Annotated in this window: 15 protein-coding genes; 13 read left to right on the top strand and 2 right to left on the bottom strand. The window is 66.9% G+C overall.

The window, feature by feature from the left end:
• Positions 1-264 precede the first annotated feature (264 nt).
• The 7 genes from ubiM to ACFO3A_RS04735 all read left to right on the top strand — a co-directional run bounded on the left by ubiM (position 265) and on the right by ACFO3A_RS04735 (position 8,706).
• Complete coding sequence (ubiM, locus tag ACFO3A_RS04765; RefSeq protein ID WP_377724441.1) at positions 265-1,533, top strand: 5-demethoxyubiquinol-8 5-hydroxylase UbiM; 1,269 nt, start codon at positions 265-267, stop codon at positions 1,531-1,533.
• Between the two features lie 539 nt (positions 1,534-2,072).
• A complete protein-coding gene (nirB, locus tag ACFO3A_RS04760) occupies positions 2,073-4,544 on the top strand; it encodes a nitrite reductase large subunit NirB (protein ID WP_377724439.1) in 2,472 nt (823 codons plus the stop codon).
• Positions 4,545-4,608: 64 nt separating this feature from the next.
• A complete protein-coding gene (nirD, locus tag ACFO3A_RS04755) occupies positions 4,609-5,007 on the top strand; it encodes a nitrite reductase small subunit NirD (RefSeq protein ID WP_377724437.1) in 399 nt (132 codons plus the stop codon).
• Positions 5,008-5,059: 52 nt separating this feature from the next.
• The gene (locus ACFO3A_RS04750; protein ID WP_377724434.1) at positions 5,060-5,872 is read left to right on the top strand and encodes a formate/nitrite transporter family protein; all 813 of its coding nucleotides are present in this window, start codon (positions 5,060-5,062) and stop codon (positions 5,870-5,872) included.
• On the top strand, positions 5,838-6,614 hold the full coding sequence (locus ACFO3A_RS04745; RefSeq protein ID WP_377724432.1) for a type 1 glutamine amidotransferase: 777 nt from the start codon (positions 5,838-5,840) through the stop codon (positions 6,612-6,614). The genes ACFO3A_RS04750 and ACFO3A_RS04745 overlap by 35 nt, the downstream gene beginning before the upstream one ends.
• Positions 6,615-6,732: 118 nt before the next feature.
• Positions 6,733-7,452: a response regulator gene (locus ACFO3A_RS04740; RefSeq protein WP_377724430.1), complete on the top strand. Its 720-nt coding sequence runs from the start codon at positions 6,733-6,735 to the stop codon at positions 7,450-7,452.
• Positions 7,453-7,464: 12 nt separating this feature from the next.
• Positions 7,465-8,706, top strand: coding sequence for an ATP-binding protein (locus tag ACFO3A_RS04735; protein WP_377724429.1), 1,242 nt, complete (start codon positions 7,465-7,467; stop codon positions 8,704-8,706).
• 12 nt (positions 8,707-8,718) lie between these two features.
• On the opposite strand, the gene ACFO3A_RS04730 is transcribed toward ACFO3A_RS04735, so the two are convergent.
• Positions 8,719-9,804, bottom strand: coding sequence for an AraC family transcriptional regulator (locus ACFO3A_RS04730; protein WP_377724428.1), 1,086 nt, complete (start codon positions 9,802-9,804; stop codon positions 8,719-8,721).
• A 126-nt stretch (positions 9,805-9,930) separates the two neighbouring features.
• On the opposite strand from ACFO3A_RS04730, the gene ACFO3A_RS04725 reads away from it, so the two are divergent.
• Positions 9,931-11,649 (top strand): AMP-binding protein, encoded by a 1,719-nt coding sequence (locus tag ACFO3A_RS04725; protein WP_377724426.1) that lies wholly within the window; start codon positions 9,931-9,933, stop codon positions 11,647-11,649.
• A gap of 38 nt (positions 11,650-11,687) precedes the next feature.
• On the opposite strand, the gene ACFO3A_RS04720 is transcribed toward ACFO3A_RS04725, so the two are convergent.
• Positions 11,688-13,415, bottom strand: coding sequence for a Na+/H+ antiporter (locus tag ACFO3A_RS04720; RefSeq protein ID WP_377724424.1), 1,728 nt, complete (start codon positions 13,413-13,415; stop codon positions 11,688-11,690).
• An 89-nt stretch (positions 13,416-13,504) separates the two neighbouring features.
• Between ACFO3A_RS04720 and ACFO3A_RS04715 the strand changes: the two genes are divergently transcribed.
• From ACFO3A_RS04715 to ACFO3A_RS04695, 5 genes are all read left to right on the top strand, one after another.
• On the top strand, positions 13,505-15,106 hold the full coding sequence (locus ACFO3A_RS04715) for a carboxyl transferase domain-containing protein (protein ID WP_377724423.1): 1,602 nt from the start codon (positions 13,505-13,507) through the stop codon (positions 15,104-15,106).
• Positions 15,107-15,136: 30 nt separating this feature from the next.
• Positions 15,137-15,919 carry an enoyl-CoA hydratase/isomerase family protein gene (locus ACFO3A_RS04710; protein ID WP_377724421.1) on the top strand — a complete coding sequence of 261 codons (783 nt, stop codon included), beginning with the start codon at positions 15,137-15,139 and terminating at the stop codon, positions 15,917-15,919.
• 76 nt (positions 15,920-15,995) lie between these two features.
• The gene (locus ACFO3A_RS04705; RefSeq protein ID WP_377724420.1) at positions 15,996-18,005 is read left to right on the top strand and encodes an acetyl/propionyl/methylcrotonyl-CoA carboxylase subunit alpha; all 2,010 of its coding nucleotides are present in this window, start codon (positions 15,996-15,998) and stop codon (positions 18,003-18,005) included.
• Between the two features lie 32 nt (positions 18,006-18,037).
• Positions 18,038-18,946 carry a hydroxymethylglutaryl-CoA lyase gene (locus tag ACFO3A_RS04700; protein ID WP_377724419.1) on the top strand — a complete coding sequence of 303 codons (909 nt, stop codon included), beginning with the start codon at positions 18,038-18,040 and terminating at the stop codon, positions 18,944-18,946.
• 107 nt (positions 18,947-19,053) lie between these two features.
• Complete coding sequence (locus ACFO3A_RS04695; protein WP_377724417.1) at positions 19,054-21,072, top strand: methyl-accepting chemotaxis protein; 2,019 nt, start codon at positions 19,054-19,056, stop codon at positions 21,070-21,072.
• Positions 21,073-21,123: the final 51 nt, after the last annotated feature.

The following is a 21,123-nucleotide window of genomic DNA, read 5'->3' as shown; positions in this document are numbered from 1 at the left end:
CGTGGGCCTCTGCGGCCTCGGGCGGTCTGCGGCGTTGCACATCCTCGCCATAGCACCGCCATGGCTGCGGTTGGCGCCTTGCAGCCCATCCCGATCCGCAGTGCCCACTGGGCTGCGTGATGCGTGCAGAGCATCCCTTGCATGTCCGTAACTGCTGCAAGGGCAGCAGGGTGGTTTGCGGCGTTGCGCCCGTGTGCGTGGCAGAAGCGGGGACAATGGCCTGCGTTGACTGTCCGACTTTTACTTTTGATTACGCCTTCTTCTATGGATACCGATGTTTTGATCGTGGGCGCCGGGCCTGCGGGTTTGTCGCTGGCGCTGGCTTTGGCCCAGGCCGGTTTGCATGCCACGGTGCTGGAGCAGCAGCCGCAGGCGGTTTTGGCCCATCCGGCCCCGGATGGCCGGGAAATCGCCCTGACCCATCCCAGCGTGCAGACTTTGCAGCGCCTGGGCACCTGGCAGCGCCTGCTGCCGCATGAGCAGGGCTTCATCCGCCAGGCGGTGGTGCATGACGGGCCGGTGGGCGTCCGCCCGACACTGGACATCGATACGGTGGGCCAGGACATGGAGGCGCTCGGGCGCATCGTGCCCAATTGCGCCCTGCGCCGCACGGCGTGGGAGGAGGCGCAGGGCCACGCCGCCATCCACCTGATTACCGGGGCCACCGTGACGCAGGTGCAGCGCCTGGGCGATCGTGCCCAGGTGCATTACCAGGTGCAGGACAACGGCGTGCGCGTGGATGCGCCGCCGCTGGCCGCGCCGCTGGTGGTGGCGGCGGACAGCCGCTTTTCCGCCGTGCGCCGCATGTTGGGCGTGGGGGCGCAGATGACCGACTTTGGCCGCAGCGTCATCGTCTGCCGGATGCGCCACACCGTTGCGCATGACGACGTGGCGCACGAGTGCTTCGGCTACGACCGCACCCTGGCCATCCTGCCGTTGCAGCCCGACCCGGCCACGGGCGATTTGCTGTGTTCGGCGGTGGTGACCAGCGACAGCCCGGACATTGCCCGCCTGATGCAGCTGGACGAGGCCGATTTCGCCGCCCAGGTGCAGGCGCATTTCCAGAACCGCCTGGGCGAGATGGAGCTGGTCGGCCAGCGCCACCATTACCCGCTGGTGGCGACCTATGCCCGCCAGTTCAGCGGGCCGCGCTTTGCCTTGCTGGGCGATGCGGCGGTGGGGATGCACCCGGTGACGGCGCACGGCTTCAACCTGGGCCTGTCCGGGGTGGAGCGCTTGAGCAGCGCCATTGCCCATGCCTACCACGCCGGGCAGGACTGGGGGCACGAGGGCGTGCTGGCCGCCTATGGCCGCAGCCAGCACCGGCACGCCTGGCCGCTGTTCCAGGGGACGAACACCGTGGTCAAGCTGTTTACCGATCCGCGCCCGGCGCCCCGGCTGTTGCGCCAGATCGTGTTGCAGGGGGCGCAGCATTTGCCGCCGTTGAAGGCGGCCATCGTGGCGCAGTTGAGTGGGCGCAGTCCGTGGGGGATTTTGCGGGAGCAATTGCCTCGGCCACCGTTTTTTGGGTGATGTTTTTATTTAATTGATAGCTGTTTCCGCTGGTGGGTGAACGATTTATTGGTGTTTTGTTTTTGAAATCGTTTGTTTATTTGCGGGAGTAGCTATTTTTTTGGTTCTGCTGGCCGGGTCTCGCCCCGGCGGGCGACCTCCTTTCTTGCACGCGCAAGAAAGGAGGCAAAGAAGGCGTGCTGCGCAGCTTGAATACCCGCCGTGGAACTCGCTTCGCGCCCTTTGGGCGCTCCGCTCGGACAGCCACGGCGAGTCAGACGGGATGCGGCTTGCCGGTTATTGGGGCCGCGCCTTGACGGATGCGCTGTGCCTTGAAGGGCGCGACTTCGCGCCCTGGGCTTTCTTGCTTGCTGCGCAAGCGTTGAAAGCCTGGCTGTTTTGGTGCGTTGCAGCATGGTTCGCACTAAAAGATGGCGTGAATCTTGGTACCGCCCCTTGCTTTGACAGGGGGCGGCACGCCGGTTTTTGCATTGGCATGGTTGTTGCTTTGTTGTGTTCGTGGCCTGTTGGGCCGTTGATGAACACTGCAAGAGGGCGCTATGAACAAAATGCAACTGGTGATGGTGGGCAATGGCATGGCGGGGGTGCGCACGCTCGAAGAGCTGCTGAAGATTGCCCCCGATCTGTACGAGATCACCATCTTCGGCGCGGAGCCGCATCCCAACTACAACCGCATCCTGCTTTCGCCCGTGCTGGCGGGGGAGCAGACGCTGGAACAGATCGTCCTGAACGACTGGGCATGGTATGCCGAGCATGGCATCACCCTGCACGCGGGCTGCACCGTGACCGAGGTGAACCGCGCCCGGCGCACCGTGCATGCGGTGCGCAGCACGGGCGAGGCGGTCAGCGTGCCTTACGACCGGCTGATTCTGGCCACCGGCTCCAACCCCTTCATGCTGCCGATTCCGGGCAGGGAGCTGGACGGCGTGCTGGCCTACCGCGACATTGCCGACACGCAGGCCATGATCGACGCCGCCGCGCACTACCGGCACGCCGTGGTCATCGGCGGCGGCCTGCTGGGGCTGGAGGCGGCCAACGGCCTGATGAAACGCGGCATGCAGGTCAGCGTGGTGCATGCCAATGAATGGCTGATGGAGCGCCAGCTTGACCCCGTGGCCGGGCAGATGCTGCAAAAGGCTTTGCAGGAGCGCGGGATGGACTTTCTGATGGCCGCGCAAACCCAGGAACTGCTGGGCGGCGACGATGGTCGGGTGCAGTCGGTGCGCTTCAAGGACGGCAGCGAAATCCCGGCCGATCTGGTGGTGATGACCGTGGGCATCCGCCCCAACACCGCCCTGGCCGAAGCCATGCGCCTGCACGTCAATCGGGGCATCGTCGTGGGCGACACCATGCAGACCACGACCGACCCGCGTATCTACGCCGTGGGCGAGTGCGCCGCGCACCGGGGCATTGCCTACGGGCTGGTGGCCCCGCTGTTCGAGCAGGGGCGGGTGGCGGCCAACCACCTGGCGGAGTTCGGCATTGGCCGCTACCTGGGGTCGCAGACCTCGACCAAGCTGAAGGTGACGGGCATCGACCTGTTCTCGGCGGGCGACTTCATGGGCGGCGCGGGCACCGAGGAAATCGTCATGAGCGACCCCGGCGCGGGGCAGTACAAGAAGCTGGTGCTGAAGGACGACAAGCTGGTCGGTGCCTGCCTGTACGGCAACACCGTCGATGGCAGTTGGTACTTCCAGTTGCTGCGCGAGGGCCGCAGCGTGGCCGAGCTGCGCAGCGCCCTCCTGCTGGGCCAAAGCAACATCGGCGAAGGCGGCCACGCCGGACAGAACCAGGCCGCCGCCATGCCCGACGATGCCGAGGTCTGCGGCTGCAACGGCGTGACCAAGGGCACCATCTGCAAGGCCATCAAGGAAAAGGGCCTGTTCACCATCGACGAGGTGCGCAAGCACACCAAGGCCAGCGCCAGTTGCGGCTCGTGTACCGGGCTGGTGGAGCAGCTTTTGATGGCCACCGTCGGCGGCGCGTATGCGGCCAACACCACGGCCAAGCCGGTGTGCGCCTGCACCGAACACGGCCACCAGGCGGTGCGCGATGCCATCCGCACCCACCGCCTCATCAGCAAGGAAGAAGTCTTTGCCTTCATGGAGTGGCAGACGCCCGACGGTTGCCCCGGTTGCCGCCCGGCGATCAACTACTACCTGATCAGCACGTGGCCCAAGGAAGCGCTGGACGACCCGCAAAGCCGCGCCATCAACGAGCGCAGCCACGCCAACATCCAGAAGGACGGGACCTACAGCGTGGTGCCGCGCATGTGGGGCGGCGAGACGAATGCCGACGAGCTGCGCCGCATTGCCGACGTGGTGGACAAATACCAGATCCCCGGCGTGAAGGTGACGGGCGGCCAGCGCATCGACCTGCTGGGCGTGAAGAAGGAAGACCTGCCCGGCGTGTGGCGCGACATCGGCATGCCGTGCGGCCACGCCTACGGCAAGAGCCTGCGCACCGTCAAGACGTGCGTGGGCAGCGAGTGGTGCCGCTTCGGCACGCAGGACAGCAGCCAGTTGGGGCGCGATCTGGAGCGGGCGCTGTGGCGCATGTACGCGCCGCACAAGGTCAAGCTGGCGGTCAGCGGCTGCCCGCGCAACTGCGCGGAAAGCGGCATCAAGGACGTGGGCATCATCGGCGTCGATTCCGGCTGGGAAATCCACATCGCCGGCAACGGCGGCATCAAGACCGAGGTGGCGCAGTTCTTCACCAAGGTGAAAACCGCCGAGGAGGTGCTGGAGATCAGCGGCGCCTTCCTCCAGCTCTACCGCGAGGAAGGCTGGTACCTGGAGCGCACCACGCACTACGTGGCCCGCGTCGGGCTGGAACACGTCAAACAGAAAGTGCTGGAAGACGCCGCCAACCGCCAGGCACTGTGGGCACGGCTGCAAGCGGCGCTGGAGGGCGAGCCCGACCCTTGGTTCGAGGGCGACAAGGCGCGGGTCGATGCGCGGCAGTTCATCCCCATCGTCCCCGCCGAACCGGCCACGGCGCCTGCCGTTTGATTCACTGCAAAAACACCCGCCAGCGCAGTGCAGATCGGCGCTGGCAGCTATGAAAGGCATACCCATGACATCCCCAACGCATTGGCACTACATCTGCCAGGTGGACGACATTCCGCGCCAGGGCGCCCGCCGCGTGGCCCGGCCCCAGGGGCTGGAGGTGGCGCTGTTCCGCACCGCTGCGGATGCCGTCTACGCCCTGCTGGACTACAGCCCCTACAAGGGCGGCCCGCTGTCGCAAGGCATGGTGTTTGGCGACAAGGTCGCCTGCCCGCTGCACAACTGGACGATCGGCCTGGCCGACGGCCAGGCCCAGGCCCCGGATGAGGGCAGCACCCCGACCTTCCGTGTGCAGGTGCAGGACGGCGCCGTCTACCTGGATGCCGCCGAACTGACCGCGCACGCGCTGACGCAGACCCGCCCGCTGGCCGGCCCGACGCAGCGGACGGCGCCTGCCACGCATTGATGGCCTCTTTCTTCGCTTTCCCCTGATTTCCCACCCTTGCAGGAGCATTCCCATGGCCTACCTCTCTCCCGCCGAATTTGTCACCAAGATGGTCGATACCGGCGAAGCCAAGATTCACATGTCCACCCGCGACACCCTGATCCGCGCCTTCATGGCCGGGGCCATCCTGGCGCTGGCGGCGGTGTTTGCCGTCAGCGCCAGCGTGATGAGCGGCTCGGCGCTGATCGGGGCGCTGCTCTTTCCCGTGGGGGTGTGCATGCTCTACCTGCTGGGCTTCGACCTGCTCACCGGCGTGTTCATGCTCACCCCGCTGGCGCTGCTGGACAAGCGCCCCGGCGTCACCGTGCGCGGCATTCTGCGCAACTGGGCTCTGGTGTTCGTCGGCAACTTTCTGGGGGCGCTGACCGTGGCGGGGATGATGGCCTTCATCTTCACCTACGGCTTTTCCGTGCCGCCAGGCGAGATCGGGCAGAAGATCGGCCACATCGGCGAGGCCCGCACCCTGGGCTATGCCGAATACGGGCTGATGGGCTGGGCCACCATCTTCCTGCGCGGCGTGCTGTGCAACTGGATGGTGTCCACCGGCGTGGTCGGCGCAATGATCTCCACCACCGTCAGCGGCAAGGTCATCGCCATGTGGATGCCGATCATGCTGTTCTTTGCCATGGGCTTCGAGCATTCGGTGGTGAACATGTTCCTGTTTCCCTCGGGGCTGATGCTGGGCGGCAACTTCTCCATCATGGATTACTTCCTCTGGAACGAAATCCCCGTGGTGCTGGGCAACATCGTCGGCGGGCTGGCATTCACCGGCCTGACGCTCTACACCACCCATGCCCGCACCGCGCCGCAGCGGGCCATTGGCTGAGATGCGGGGGCTGCATCCCATGCGCGTACACGTTTTGCAGCATGTGCCGTTTGAAGGGCCGGGCAGCATCGCCGCCTGGCTGACCGCCCGGCAGGAGGTAGTGACGACAACCCGGCTGTTCGAGGCCGGGGCCGTCCTGCCGCCGGTCAGCGCCTTCGACGTGCTGATCGTCCTGGGCGGCCCCATGAGCGCCAACGACGAGGCCGCGCTGCCCTGGCTGCGCCCGGAAAAGCGCCTGCTGCGCAAGGCCATCCGCAGCGGCAAGGCCGTGCTGGGCATCTGCCTGGGGGCGCAGCTCATGGCGGCGGCCCTGGGCGCCCGGGTCTACCCGGCGCAGCACAAGGAGATCGGCTGGTTCCCCATCCAGGGCTGTGCGCCGCAGGGCAGCGGCTTTGCCTTTCCGGCCACGGCAGAGGTCTTTCACTGGCATGGCGAAACCTTCGACCTGCCGGACGGGGCCATCCACCTGGCCCGCAGCGCGGCCTGCCCGCACCAGGCCTTCCAGATCGGCCAGCGGGCCATCGGCCTGCAATTCCACCTGGAAACCACGCCCGACAGCGTGGCCGCCATGCTCGCCCACTGCCACGGCGAACTGGTGCCATCGCCCTTCATCCAGACCGCGCAGGCATTGCAGGCCCGTCCCCCGGGCCGCTACGAAGAGCTGTATGCCCTGATGGATCAACTGCTGCGCTACCTGACGCGCAGCACATCAAAAACAGAAGCTTTTTCCACTGGTAAATAAACGATTTCAGCATCTTTCATATCTGAAATCGTTTGTTGAAAAGCGGAAACAGCACCTTTATCAGTAGCAACCCCGCCGCTTTACACAACAGACAACTGCGCCCCCTACACTGCCCGGCATGAGTACGCAGCAACTGTTAATGATCGAGGACGACCACCGTCTGGCCGACATGGTCGTCACCTACCTGGGCAACAACGGCCTGCAGGTGGCGCACTGCCCGGACGCGGCCAGCGGCCTGCAACAACTGCAACACGCCCCGCTGCCCGACCTGGTGATTCTGGACTTGATGCTGCCCGACCTGGACGGGCTGGAAGTGTGCCGCCGCCTGCGGGCTTTGCCCGGCGCGGCTGCCCAGGTGCCGGTGCTGATGTTGACTGCCAAGGGCGACCCGATGGACCGCGTCGTCGGCCTGGAAATGGGCGCCGACGACTACCTGCCCAAACCCTTCGAGCCGCGCGAGCTGCTGGCCCGCATCCGCGCCATCCTGCGCCGCCACGGGCGCGGGGCCGTGGTGGCGCAAGCCGCGCACCAGGTGTTGCGCTTCGGCAGCCTGGAAATCGACCGCGACGCCCGGACGGTGACGGTGGACGGGCAGCCGGCGGAGATGACCAGCTACCAGTTCGACCTGCTCGTCGCCCTGGCCGAGCGGGCCGGGCGGGTGCTGACGCGCGACCAGATCATGGAAGTGGTGCGCGGGCGCGAGCTGGAGGCCTTCGACCGCAGCATCGACGTGCACATGGGCCGCATCCGCGCTGCGATCGAGGCCGACCCGAAGAACCCCAAGCGCATCCTCACCGTGCGCGGTGTCGGCTACGTGTTCGCCAAGCAGCAGGACTGAGGGGGCCGCGCCATGTTCCAAGCCTTTGCCCGGCCCTTCGCCCGGCGTTTGTACCTGCGCATCTGGCTGGCCGTGGTCGGCGGCGTCGCCGTGCTGACCCTGCTGGTCGGCCTGGCCTGGAAAATGGCGCAGGAGCATGAAGCCCGCAACACCGTCCAGGGCACCCTGGCCCGTGAACTGACCGTGACGGATGCTGCCGGAACTGTCGTGCTGCAAGGCGGCTTTGAACGCCAGCGCCGCCGGGGGCCGGAAAACGGCGACAGCCTGCGCTTTGCCATTGCCGGGGACGACGGGCGCAGCTACCTGCTGGAGATGTCCCCCCACCGGGGCCGCCCGCCGCCGCCGCCCAGCCCCCTGGACATCAGCTACTGGCTGCGTCCGCCGTTCGGCTTCCTGTGGCTGCTGGGGCTGGTCGGGCTGGCCGTGGCGCTGGCCGTGTTCCCCATCATCCGGCGCCTGCTCAAGCGGCTGGAAAACCTGCAACGCAGCGTGCAGCAGTTCGGCGAAGGCAATCTGGCCGTGCGCGTGCCCACCCAGGGCCAGGACGAAGTGGCCGATCTGGCCCGCCAGTTCAACGCCGCCGCCGAGCGCATCCAGACCCTGGTGCAATCGCACCAGAGCCTGCTGGCCAACGCCTCGCACGAACTGCGCTCCCCGCTGGCCCGCATCCGCATGGGGCTGGAGCTGATGGGCGATGCGCCCGAACAGCGCAGCGCCCAGCAGGAAATCCGGCGCAACATTGCCGAACTGGACCAACTGGTCGATGAAATCCTGCTGGCCAGTCGCCTGGAGCAGCCGGACGTGGACGTGGGCAGCAGCGAGGCCGTCGACCTGATCGGCCTGGCCGCCGAGGAATGCGCCCGCGTCGATGCCGAACTGCTGCTGCACGCCACCGCGCTGGAAGTGCCCGGCATCGCCAAGCTGCTGCGCCGCGCCGTGCGCAACCTGCTGGAAAACGCCAAGCGCTACAGCCACGGCAGCATCGCTCTGGAGCTGGCCCGGGAAGGCCAGCAGGCCATCGTGCGCGTGCAGGACCACGGCCCCGGCGTGCCGCCCGAACAGCGCGAACGCATCTTTGAAAAGTTCTACCGCCTGCCCGGCGCCAGCGAGCGCAGCGGCGGCGTCGGCCTGGGGCTGGCGCTGGTGCGCTCCATTGCCCAGCGCCACGGCGGCAGCGTGCGTTGCCTGGGTCGCAGCGACGGGGCGCCCGGTGCCTGCTTCGAGCTGCGTTTGCCGCTGGACAAGCGGGATTAAGGTCGCTGGCGGCTAGGGCCGTTGCGCCGCGCGGAACTGCTGTGGCGGCATCCCCAGCCAGTGGACAAAGGCGCGGCCAAAGCTTTTTTCGCTGGCAAAGCCGCAGGCCTGGGCAATGCGCTTGAGCGGCATGTCCGTGCGCAGCAGCAGGGCGCAGGCCTTTTGCCGGCGCACTTCATCTTTTAATTGCTGGAGCGACGTGCCGGCCTGCTGCAATTGCCGGTGCAGGCTGCGCGGGGCCAGGTGCAGCAACTCGGCCAGGCTTTCTGCCGTATGCCCGCAATAGGGGTGCGCGGCCAGCGCCTGGCGCACGCGCTGCACCAGGCTTTGGCTGGGGCGGTAGGGCCGCACCTGGATGGGCAGCGCCCGCTGCAGCATGGTGGTCAGGGCCGCCTCGTCGCGCACCAGCGGGGTGGTCAGCCAGGCGGCGGCAAAGCTCAGGCTGGCCACGGGCGCGGCAAACACCACCGGTGCCTGAAACAGCACTTCGTACACCGCCGCATGGGCCGGTGCGGGAAAGGGGAAGCTGGCCTGCAGCAAGGGAATCGGGTGATCGACCCACCAGCAGGCCAGTCCGTGCAGATTGCGCAGCACCGACAGCAGGCAGAACTCCTGCATCGGCCCCAGCGGGCGCAGCGTGTGCAGCTCGATGCGGGCCACCTGGGCGTCGTGGCGCAGGTGCAGCTCGATGTCCTCGGTCAGCAGGTTGTGGTGGCGGCACCAGCGGGCCATGGCCAGCCCCAGGTTGGGGCTGCTGATGCTGGCACGGGCCAGCATGCCATAGCTGCCCCAAGGCAGGCGGCGGGAGAACCAGCCCAGGGCCTCGTCGTCCAGCTCGCGCATGGCGTGGGCGCACAGCAGCTCCATTTGCAGCGCGGTGATGCGGGCATGGCGGTGCTGCACCGCAGTTGGCGCAATTTGTGCCGCTGCCAGGGCGCTGGCAGGCGATAGCCCGCGCTGCTGGTAGGCCTGCACCACGGCCTGGACAAAGGCCATCGGTGTCAGTGCAGGGTGGGGGGCGCCCAGCCCGGCAGGGACGACGTGGGCCGCAGGAACCGGGGCGGTGGGCCGTGCAGGGGGCGCGTAAGGGACTTCCATAGGTGGCAATTATTGCAACCTTGCTGGCCCCATCTGCGCGGGGCTTACCCGTATTCTGGGCCATCACACCATGCGGAAGGCACCGGGCTGCCGTGCCGTCCGCCGCAGAAAACCAGGAGAACTGCCGTGCCTGCCCCGTTTGCCCCCTTGACCGCCAGCCATGCCCGTGGCGCGACCGATACCCCGCTGATCGAAGCGACGATCGGCGATTTTTTCGCCGACATGGCCCGCCGCCAGGGCGAGCGCGAGGCCCTGATCAGCCGCCACCAGGGCTTGCGCTACACCTATGCCGGTCTGCACAAGGCGGTGCGCCAGCTGGCCAGCGCCTTGTTGCAATCGGGTCTGGAAAAGGGCGACCGGGTGGGCATCTGGTCGCACAACAATGCCGAATGGGTGCTGATGCAGCTGGCCACGGCGCAGGTCGGCATCGTGCTGGTGAACATCAACCCGGCTTACCGCACCGCCGAGGTGGAATACGCCCTGAACAAGGTCGGCTGCAAGGCGCTGGTGACCATGGCGCAGTTCAAGACCAGCGACTACCTGGGCATGTTGCGCGAACTGGCCCCGGAACTGGGCCGCTGCATGCCCGGCATGCTGGCCGCCAAGCGCCTGCCCAGCCTGCGCACCGTGGTGTGGATCGACGTGGCCGGGGAAGGGGAGAACCAGCCCGGGATGCTGCGCTTTTCCGACTGGATGGCCAGGGGCCAGGCCGACGACCCGCAGGTCGATGCCGTGGCGGCGACGCTGAAGAACACCGACCCGATCAACATCCAGTTCACCAGCGGCACCACGGGCTTCCCGAAGGGTGCGACGCTGACGCACCGCAACATTCTGAACAACGGCTTTTTCATCGGCGAGTGCATGAAACTCACCGCCGCCGACCGCCTGTGCATCCCCGTGCCGCTGTACCACTGCTTCGGCATGGTGCTGGGCAATCTGGCCTGCTTCACCCACGGCAGCACCATCGTTTATCCCAACGACGGCTTCGACCCGCTCGCCGTGCTGGAGACGGTGCAGGCCGAAAAATGCACCGGCCTGCACGGCGTGCCGACCATGTTCATTGCCGAGCTGGACCACCCGCGCTTTGCCGAGTTCGACCTGTCCACCCTGCGCACCGGCATCATGGCCGGCAGCCCCTGCCCGATCGAGGTGATGAAGCGCGTGCAGGCCGACATGCACATGACCGAAGTGACCATCGCCTACGGCATGACCGAAACCAGCCCCGTGAGCTGCCAAAGCTCCACCGATACGCCGCTGGACAAGCGCGTCTCCACCGTCGGTCTGGTGCAGCCGCACCTGGAGGTGAAGATCGTCGACCCCGAAACCGGGGCCATCGTGCCCCCCGGCGTGACCGGGGAGCTATGCACCAAGGGCTATTCCGTGATGCACGGCTATTGGGGCGATGCGGAAAAAACGCGCGAAGCGATCGACGACGAAGGCTTCATGCACACCGGCGATCTGGCCGTGATGGACAGCGAAGGCTATGTGAACATCGTCGGGCGCATCAAGGACATGGTGATCCGTGGCGGCGAGAACCTCTACCCGCGCGAGATCGAGGAATTTCTGTACCGCCACCCCCAGGTGCAGGACGTGCAGGTGGTGGGCGTGCCCGACAGCCGCTACGGCGAGGAGCTGTGCGCCTGGATCATCGCCAAGCCCGGCCAGAGCGTGACCGAGGACGACATCCGCGCCTTCTGCAAGGGCCAGATCGCCCACTACAAGGTGCCGCGCTACATCTGCTTTGTCGAGGCCTTCCCGATGACGGTCACGGGCAAGATCCAGAAATTCAAGATCCGCGAAACCATGATGGAGCAGCTGCACCTGCAGCCGCAGCAGACCGCATGACCATGCCCGCTGCCGCGCTGCCCGGCGTGAACCGATGCTCAGTGCCCGTCGTTCAGGGACGGCAGGCCGGCGGCCCGCCGCGCCACCGTCAGGCGCTTGCGCAGCGAGACTTCGGCCATGTCCAGCTCGCTGACCATGGAGCGCAGCAGCTCGTCGTTGATGCGGTGCGCCTGGCGCTCGGCGTACAGGGCATTGCGTTCGATCTGGATGCAGCGCAGGCGCAGCTCGACCTCGCGCAGGTAGCGCAGGCGCCGCTCATGCACCACTTCGGGGGCGTCGCTTTGCGCTTCGGGGGTGCTGGCAATGCCGCTCTCGTCCAGCATCTGGATGCGGTTGCGGTACTCCTGGGTGATGCGCCCGGCCACCTCCTGGTGCTGGGCCAGCCACTGGGCGTTGTGCTGCTGGGCCTCGTCTTCGGTCAGGGCCAGGCTGGCAATGGCTGCCTGGCAGGCGGCGGTGCGGGCCTGGCGCTCCTCGTGCTGGGCCTGGGCGTCTTCCACGGGGGGCATCCGGCGCAGCAGCAGCGGCAGCAGCACGCTGCCCAGCACCAGGGTGAACAAGATCGTGCCCGTGGCCAGGAAGATGAGCAGATTGCGCTCGGGGAATGCGCGGCCGTTGGCCAGGTGGGTGGGAATCGACAGGGCGGCGGCCAGCGTCACGGCGCCGCGAATGCCGGCCACCGTGGTCGCCAGGGTCAGCAGCGGGCTGGGGCGTTCTTCCATGCGCCCCTGGCGGTGCGCCTTGTGCAGCGAGCCGCGCACGCCCAGCATCAGCCAGATCCAGCGCAGCGCCAGCAGGGCGCAGGAGATGGCGGCCACGTAGCCCAGCAGCAGCCAGGCATCGCGGTGCGCCGCGCCGCGCAGCGTCTCGCCGATGATGGAGGGCAGTTGCAACCCCAGCAGCAGGAAGATGGCGCCGTTGAAGGCCGCTTCCACCATGCTCCAGGTGCCCTCGGTCTGCAGACGTTCGGAGATGAAGTTGCTGCGGTCCAGATCGGCAAAATTGGTGGCGATCCCGGCGGCCACCGCCGACAGGATGCCCGAGACGCCGATGTATTCCCCGCCGATGTAGGCGGCAAAGGGCAGCAGGATCAGCAGCAGCACCATCTGCGTGGCGGCCACGTCGCCCACGCGGCGCGTGACCATGTCGCGTGCCCGGCTGAAGCCCCAGCCCATCAGCGTGCCCAGGCCCAGGCCGCCTACGGCCATCCAGGTGAAGTCCTTGGCGGCGCTTTCCCACGAAAACGAACCGGCGGTCAGCGTGGCTGCCACGGCAAATTTCAGCGCCACCAGGCCCGAGGCATCGTTCAGCAGCGATTCGCCCTCCAGCAGGTGCATGGTCTTGCTGGGCATGCCCAGGTTGCGCGAAATGGCCGACACGGCCACCGCATCGGTGGGCGATACCACGGCGGCCAGGGCGAAGGCCACGGTCAGGGGAATGCTGGGAATCATCCAGTGGATCAGATAGCCCAGGCCCAGTACCGTAAAGAACACCAGGCCGAAGGCCAGCAGCAGAATCGGTTTGGCCAGGGCAAAAAATTCGCGCTTGGGGATGCGCCAGCCGTCGGCAAACAGCAGCGGCGGGATGAACAGCAGCAGGAACAGCTCCGGGTCGAAGGCGATGTGCAGCCCGTCCTGCGGCCAGGCAATCAGCGCCCCCAGGGCGATTTGAATCAGGGGCAGGGGAATGGCCCTTACGTAACGGGCGGCAATGCCGGTCAGGGCCCCCAGCATCAGTACCAACAAGACGGTTTCGACAGTGTGCATGGCTTAATTGTTAGCGCTGCGCAAGGCGGTTTTTCCGCTGGCGCAGCGCAAATTTGCGAAAAATTATTTTCTTCCCAAGGAGGTTCCGTATGACGACCAGCAAGCTCAACCCGCGCTCGGCGGATTTTCAGGCCAACGCCGCCGCGATGCAGGCGCTGGTCGATGACCTGCGCACGCAGTGCGAAAAAATCGCCCAGGGCGGCGGCGAAGCGGCCCGCGCCAAGCATCTGGGCCGGGGCAAGCTGCTGCCCCGCGACCGGGTGCAGCAATTGCTCGACCCGGGCACGCCGTTTCTGGAAATCGCCCCGCTGGCGGCGCTGAACATGTACAACAACGCAGCACCCGGCGCGGGGTTGATCGCCGGGATCGGCCGCGTGGCCGGGGTGGACTGCATGGTCGTCTGCAACGACGCCACGGTGAAGGGCGGCACCTACTACCCCATGACGGTGAAAAAACATTTGCGAGCGCAGGAAATCGCCCAGCAAAACCAGCTGCCGTGCATCTACCTGGTCGATTCCGGCGGGGCCAACCTGCCCAACCAGGACGACGTGTTCCCCGACCGCGACCACTTTGGCCGCATCTTCTTCAACCAGGCGAACATGAGCGCCCAGGGCATTGCGCAGATCGCCGTGGTCATGGGCAGCTGCACGGCGGGCGGCGCGTATGTCCCGGCGATGAGCGACGAATCCATCATCGTGAAAAACCAGGGCACCATCTTTCTGGGCGGCCCGCCGCTGGTCAAGGCTGCTACGGGCGAGGTCGTCACGGCGGAAGACCTGGGCGGCGGCGACGTGCATACCCGCCTGTCCGGCGTGGCCGACCATCTGGCCGAGAACGATCTGCATGCTATAGCGCTTGCCCGCCAGTCTGTGGGCAATCTGAATAAGAACAAGGCTGAAAACCCCGGTGATTCAGCGCCGGAAGCTCCTCTTTATGAAGCAAAAGAGCTGTACGGCGTGATTCCCACCGATACGCGCAAGCCGTTTGACGTGCGCGAGATCATCATCCGCCTGGTCGACGGCAGCCGGTTCGACGAGTTCAAGGCCCGCTTCGGCGCCACCCTGGTCTGCGGCTTTGCCCGTGTCGAGGGGATGCAGGTGGGCATCATCGCCAACAACGGCATTTTGTTCAGCGAATCGGCGCAGAAGGGGGCGCACTTCATCGAGCTGTGCTGCCAGCGCAAGATTCCGCTGGTGTTCCTGCAGAACATCACCGGCTTCATGGTGGGCCGCAAGTACGAGAACGAAGGCATCGCCCGCCACGGCGCCAAGCTGGTGACGGCGGTGGCCACGGCCAGCGTGCCGAAGTTCACCATCATCATCGGTGGCAGCTTTGGCGCGGGCAACTACGGCATGTGCGGCCGCGCCTACAGCCCGCGCTTTTTGTGGATGTGGCCCAACGCGCGGATTTCCGTCATGGGCGGCGAGCAGGCCGCCAGCGTGCTGGCCACCGTCAAGCGCGACGGCATCGAAGGCAAGGGCGGCGCCTGGAGCGCCGAGGAAGAAGAAGCCTTCAAGGCCCCCATCCGCCAGCAGTACGAAGAACAGGGCCACCCCTATTACGCCAGCGCCCGCCTGTGGGACGATGGCGTGATCGACCCCGCCGACACGCGCCGCGTGCTGGCGCTGGGCCTGTCGGCCACGCGCAATGCGCCCATCGGGGACACCAAGTTCGGCGTCTTCCGTATGTAACCGTCCACGTTGAAGAAAAGGAGCAGAACCATGACCCGTTCCATCATCGTTTCCGTGAATGCCGGTGTTGCCACCCTGACCCTGAGCCAGCCGGAAATCCGCAACGCTTTCAGCGACGTGGTGATTGCCGAAATCACCGCCGCGTTTGCCGAAGTCGGCCAGCGCGAAGATGTCCGCGCCGTGGTGCTGGCCGCCGAAGGCCCGGCCTTCTGCGCCGGGGCCAACCTCAACTGGATGCGGGCCATGGCCGACTACACCCGCGAGGAAAACCTGGCCGACGCGGGCAAGCTGGCCGCCATGCTGCACACCATCGCCACCTGCCCGCACCCCACCATCGCCCGCGTGCAGGGCGACGTGTATGCCGGGGGCATGGGGCTGGTGGCTGCCTGCGACATGGCGGTGGCCGTCGATACGGCGTACTTCTGCCTGTCGGAAGTGAAGATCGGCCTGATCCCCGCCACCATCGCCCCCTACGTGCTGCGGGCCATGGGCACCCGCGCCGGGCAGCGCTACTTTCTGACGGGCGAGCGCTTCGACGCGGCCGAGGCGCTGCGCATCGGCTTCGTGCATCAGGCGGTGGCCTCCGACGATCTGGACAGCGCCGTCGATGGCCTGCTCAAGCACCTGCTCTCGGCCGGCCCCGCCGCCGTGCGGGCCTGCAAGCGGCTGGTGGACGACGTGGCCGGGCGCGACATCAACGCCGAGCTGGTGGCCCGCACCGTCGAATCGATTGCCGACATCCGCGCCAGCGCCGAAGGCAAGGAAGGCGTGCAAGCCTTTTTGAACAAGCGCAAGCCGAACTGGCTGGGTTGATTCTTTAAATAAATAGCTGCTAGCGCTTGCCACATAAGGGCTAAAGGCCGAAAACACTGAAAGTTTTGAGTCGTGTATGTTTAAAAAAATCCTGATCGCTAATCGCGGTGAAATCGCCTGCCGCGTTGCCGCCACCGCCCGCCGCCTGGGCGTGCAGACCGTGGCGGTGTATTCCGACGCCGATGCCAACGCCAAGCACGTCGCCGCCTGCGACGAGGCCATCCACATCGGCGGCAGCGCCCCCAAGGACAGCTACCTGCAATGGCAGCGCATCATCGACGCCGCCCAGGCCACGGGGGCGCAGGCCATCCACCCCGGCTACGGCTTTCTGTCGGAGAACGAAGACTTTGCCAACGCCTGCGCTGCTGCGGGTCTGGTGTTCATCGGCCCGCCGGCCAGCGCCATTCTGGCCATGGGCCTGAAAGCCGAATCCAAGCGCCTGATGGCCACCGCCGGCGTGCCCCTGGTGCCCGGCTACCAGGGCGAAGACCAGGACCCCGCCCTGCTGCAACGCGAGGCCGACGCCATCGGCTACCCCGTGCTGATCAAGGCCAGCGCAGGCGGCGGCGGCAAGGGGATGCGGCTGGTGGAAAAGAGCGAGGACTTCGCTGCCGCCCTGGCCTCGTGCCAGCGCGAAGCCATCAACAGCTTCGGCAACGACGCCGTGCTGGTCGAAAAATACGTGCTGCGCCCGCGCCACATCGAAATCCAGGTGTTCGGCGACAGCCACGGCAACTGCGTCTACCTGTTCGAGCGCGACTGCTCGGTGCAGCGCCGCCACCAGAAGGTGCTGGAAGAAGCCCCGGCCCCCGGCATGACCGAAGCCCTGCGCCGCCAGATGGGCGAGGCCGCCGTGGCCGCCGCCCAGGCCGTGGGCTACGTCGGCGCGGGCACGGTGGAGTTCATCGTCGAGCAGCCCGGCGGCTACGAGCATCCCGAGCAGATGAAGTTCTACTTCATGGAAATGAATACCCGCCTGCAAGTGGAGCACCCCGTCACCGAAGCCATTACCGGCGAAGACCTGGTGGAGTGGCAGTTGCGCGTGGCTGCCGGCCAGCCCCTGCCCAAGCGCCAGGACGAGCTGAAAATCATCGGCCACGCCATCGAGGCCCGCATCTGCGCCGAGAACCCGGACAACCAGTTCCTGCCCGCCACCGGCACCCTGCACACCTACCGCAAGCCCGCGCACAGCGCCTTTGCCCGCAGCGACATCCGCTTTGACGACGGCGTGCGCGAGGGCGATGCCATCAGCCCCTTCTACGACAGCATGATCGCCAAGCTCATCGTCCACGGCGATGACCGCGAACAGGCCCTGGCCCGGCTGGACGCCGCGCTGGCGCAGACGCACATCGTGGGCCTCGCCACCAACGTGCAGTTCCTGCGCCATGTGCTGGCCAGCAACGCCTTTGCCCGGGCGCAACTGGACACCGCCCTGATCGAGCGCGAACGCGACGTGCTGTTCCAGCAGGACAAGATCGGCCTGGAACTGGCCGTGGCCGCTGCCGTGGCGCAGACCGTCCTGGCCGAGCAGGGCCAGCAGAATGCCGACCCGTTCAGCCGCACCGACGGGTTTCACTCCCACGGCGCAGCCACCCGCCGCATCGACCTGCAATACCAGGGCGAGCCGGTGGTCGCCACCCTGCGTTACGCACGCGACGGCCTGCAACTGCAAGTGGGCACAGGTGCTTTCCAGCCCCTGGCGGCCACGCTCAACGGCGACGGCAGCATGGACCTGCGCTACGGCAGCCTGCGCGAGCGCGTTTTCGACTACGCCCTGGGCGAAACCGAGTACCTGTTCACCCGCCGGGGCGCCACCCAGATCACCGAGCTGAACGTGCTGGCCCATGCCGGCCAGGGCGGCAGCGAAGGCGGGCGCCTGACCGCCCCCATGCCCGGCAAGGTGGTGTCCTTCGCCGTCAAGGCAGGCGACAAGGTGACCAAGGGCCAGCCCCTGGCCGTGATGGAAGCCATGAAGATGGAACACACCGTGGCCGCCCCCGCCGATGGCGAGGTGCTGGAGCTGCTCTTTGCCCCCGGCGACCAGGTGACCGAGGGCGACGAATTGCTGAGTTTGAAGACGGCCTGATCCCCGGTGCAAAAGCGACGAAAGGACACCCCATGAACTACCCCAGCCAAGTGCGCATCATCGACGTCGGCCCGCGTGACGGGCTGCAAAACGAAAAGCAGCCCGTGCCCGCCGCCGTCAAGGTGGAGCTGGTGCAGCGCCTGCAGGATGCTGGCCTGAAAGAGATCGAAGTCACCAGCTTCGTCAGCCCCAAGTGGGTGCCGCAGATGGCCGACAACGCCGAGGTCATGGCCGGCATCGAGCGCCGCGCCGATGTGCGCTATTCGGTGCTGACGCCCAACCTGAAAGGCTTCGAGGCCGCCGTTGCCACCCGCCCCGATGAAATCGTGGTGTTCGGCGCGGCCAGCGAAGCCTTCAGCCAGAAAAACATCAACTGCAGCATCGCCGAGAGCATCGAGCGCTTTGCCCCCGTGGTGGAAGCGGCCCTGGCTGCCGGCATTGCCGTGCGCGGGGCCATGAGCTGCACCGTGGGCTGTCCGTACGAGGGCGACATCGCCCCCCAGCAGGTGGCCTACCTGGCCGGGCTGATGAAGGGCATCGGCGTGCAGCGCGTGGACGTGGCCGACACCATCGGCGTGGGCACCCCGCTGGCGGTGCGCCGCGCCATCGAGGCGGCGCTCACGCACTACGACATCGACCACGTCAGCGGCCACTTCCACGATACCTACGGGCAGGCGCTGTCCAACACCCTGGCGGCGGTGTCCATGGGGGTGTGGAACTTCCAGTCGTCGGTGTCCGGCCTGGGGGGCTGCCCGTATGCCAAGGGGGCGACGGGCAATGTCGCCACCGAGGACGTGGTGTTCATGCTCAACGGCATGGGCATCGATACCGGGATTGCGCTGGACAAGCTCATCGACGCCGGTCAGTTCATCAGCGAACACCTGGGCCGCCCCAACGGCTCGCGCGTGGCGCGGGCAGTGCTGGCCAAACGAACGGGGTGAACGCCGTACCGGGCCGGTTGGATATTCTTTTTGAGCGGAGACAGTTACGCTTAACGTAGAACAATAATTGTCGCGTATGTAACAGATAGAAGCCAGGGAGAACATCGATGCAGGCTTTCCGCTCCTTATCACTGCGTGCCCAGATGCTGTGGATGCTGGTGGGTGTCGTGGTGGCCGGCCTGGGGCTGACCCTGGCCGTTCTGATGCAGCAGACGGCCCAGCTGGAAGAAACAGCGGCGCTGCGTTACGCCCAGACGCTGGCCGAGCGCAACGGCGATGCTGCGGCCCAGGGGCTGCGCCAGGCATTCACGACGGCGCAGACCCTGGCTTCGGCCCTGCACTCGCTGCAGCAGACAAACATGGAGGGCGCCGACAAGCGCAGCCTGGGGATGGCGATTCTGGGTGCGGTGCTGGCGCAGAACCCGCAGCTCAATGGCACATGGACGGGCTGGGAGCCGGATGCCTTCGACCATGACGATGCGGCTTTTGCCGACACGGCCCACCACGATGGCACCGGGCGGTTCGTGCCCTACTTCTCCCGCAATGGCGCCAACGGCAGCACCGTTCAGGATGTGCTGGAGGATTACGAGCAGGCCGGCACGGGCGACTATTACCTCAAGGCCCGCAGCAGCCGGGCCAGTACCTTGGTCGAGCCGTACGTCTACGAATTCCAGGGCCGGCAGCTGATGATGACCTCGCTGGCCGTCCCCATCGTGCAGGGCGGGCAGTTCCTGGGCGTGGCGGGAACCGACCTCAGTCTGGCCGACTTGCAGCAGCAGGTGCAGGCCATCCGGCTGTACGACAGTGGGTATGCCAGCTTCTTCTCGCAGACCGGCACCTATGTGGGCGACCGCGATGCCGACCGGGTCGGCAAGAAGCCCGATGCCGCGGCCCTGGGCATGGATGCGGCAGAGTTTGCCGCCCAGCAGCAGGCGCTCAGGGACGGCACGCCCTACGTGGCCCAGATCGAAGACCCCCGGCTGGGCATGGCCGCCATGTACGTGCAGGTGCCCATCCGGTTCGAGGGCCTCGATACCACCTGGGCCCTGGCTGCCGTGGTGCCGACGCAGGAAGTGCTGAAGGATTTGCGCTCCCTGCAATGGCTGGCGCTGGGCCTGGCCCTGGTCAGCATCGCCGTCACCTGCGTGGTGCTGGCCTGGGGGCTGGAGCGTCTGGTGCTGCGCCCCCTGGGCGGGGAGCCCAGGGAGGCGGTGGCGCTGGCCCAGCGGGTGGCGGCAGGGGACTTGAGCCAGGCCATTGCCGTGCGGGCGGGCGACAGCTTCAGCCTGATGTACCACCTGCAGCACATGCAGGAAGGCTTGCAGCGCGTCGTCCGGCAGGTGCGCGAAGGGGCGCACGGCGTGGCCACGGCCAGCGCGGAAATCGCCCTGGGCAACCAGGACTTGTCGGGCCGCACGGAATCGCAGGCCAGCGCCCTGGAGCAGACCGCCGCGTCCATGGAAGAAGTCGGCAGCACCGTGCAGCACAACGCCGACAACGCCCGCCAGGCCAGCAGCCTGGCCCAGGAAGCCGCCAACGTGGCTGGTCAGGGCGGTGCCGCCGTGGCCCAGGTGGTCGCGGCGATGCACGACATCCGCGCCAGCAGCGGCCGCATTGCCGACATCATTGCCGTGATCGACGGCATTGCCTTTCAGACCAACATCCTGGCGCTGAACGCTGCCGTGGAGGCCGCCCGTGCGGGCGAGCAGGGCCGGGGCTTTGCCGTGGTGGCCAGCGAAGTGCGCAGTCTGGCCGGGCGCAGCGCCGAAGCCGCCAAGGAAATCCGCGGCCTGATCGGGACGAGCGTGGCGCAGGTGGCCCAGGGCGTCAGCCAGGTCGATACCGCCAAGGCGACCATCGAGCAGGTGGTGCAGGCAATCGAGCGGGCCAATGGACTGGTGCGCGAAATCAGCAATGCCAGCCAGGAGCAAAGCAGCGGCATTGCCCAGGTCGGGGAAGCGGTGGCGCAGATGGACCATGCCACCCAGCAGAACGCCGCGCTGGTCGAGGAGATGGCCGCCGCCGCCTCCGGCCTGCGCCAGCAGGCCGACGGACTGGTGCAGACGGTGGCCGTCTTCCAACTGGCCGAGGGCGACACACGCCCTGCTGCCGGATTGCTTCACTGAATCCAGGAACCCCCCAGCCCGGGCGCCACGGTCTGCAAGCGTGGCGCAAGG

Origin of the sequence: Comamonas nitrativorans (genome assembly GCF_042654765.1) — a bacterium.
GTDB lineage: Bacteria > Pseudomonadota > Gammaproteobacteria > Burkholderiales > Burkholderiaceae_C > Comamonas > Comamonas nitrativorans.
This window is presented reverse-complemented; position numbering and strand designations above follow the sequence as displayed.

Bases quoted from the DNA above. Each gene is read 5' to 3' on its own strand.
- ubiM (WP_377724441.1), top strand. From the start codon at position 265: ATGGATACCGATGTTTTGATCGTGGGCGCCGGGCCTGCGGGTTTGTCG.
- nirB (WP_377724439.1), top strand. From the start codon at position 2,073: ATGAACAAAATGCAACTGGTGATGGTGGGCAATGGCATGGCGGGGGTG.
- nirD (WP_377724437.1), top strand. From the start codon at position 4,609: ATGACATCCCCAACGCATTGGCACTACATCTGCCAGGTGGACGACATT.
- ACFO3A_RS04750 (WP_377724434.1), top strand. From the start codon at position 5,060: ATGGCCTACCTCTCTCCCGCCGAATTTGTCACCAAGATGGTCGATACC.
- ACFO3A_RS04745 (WP_377724432.1), top strand. From the start codon at position 5,838: ATGCCCGCACCGCGCCGCAGCGGGCCATTGGCTGAGATGCGGGGGCTG.
- ACFO3A_RS04740 (WP_377724430.1), top strand. From the start codon at position 6,733: ATGAGTACGCAGCAACTGTTAATGATCGAGGACGACCACCGTCTGGCC.
- ACFO3A_RS04735 (WP_377724429.1), top strand. From the start codon at position 7,465: ATGTTCCAAGCCTTTGCCCGGCCCTTCGCCCGGCGTTTGTACCTGCGC.
- ACFO3A_RS04730 (WP_377724428.1), bottom strand. From the start codon at position 9,804: ATGGAAGTCCCTTACGCGCCCCCTGCACGGCCCACCGCCCCGGTTCCT.
- ACFO3A_RS04720 (WP_377724424.1), bottom strand. From the start codon at position 13,415: ATGCACACTGTCGAAACCGTCTTGTTGGTACTGATGCTGGGGGCCCTG.
- ACFO3A_RS04715 (WP_377724423.1), top strand. From the start codon at position 13,505: ATGACGACCAGCAAGCTCAACCCGCGCTCGGCGGATTTTCAGGCCAAC.
- ACFO3A_RS04710 (WP_377724421.1), top strand. From the start codon at position 15,137: ATGACCCGTTCCATCATCGTTTCCGTGAATGCCGGTGTTGCCACCCTG.
- ACFO3A_RS04705 (WP_377724420.1), top strand. From the start codon at position 15,996: ATGTTTAAAAAAATCCTGATCGCTAATCGCGGTGAAATCGCCTGCCGC.
- ACFO3A_RS04700 (WP_377724419.1), top strand. From the start codon at position 18,038: ATGAACTACCCCAGCCAAGTGCGCATCATCGACGTCGGCCCGCGTGAC.
- ACFO3A_RS04695 (WP_377724417.1), top strand. From the start codon at position 19,054: ATGCAGGCTTTCCGCTCCTTATCACTGCGTGCCCAGATGCTGTGGATG.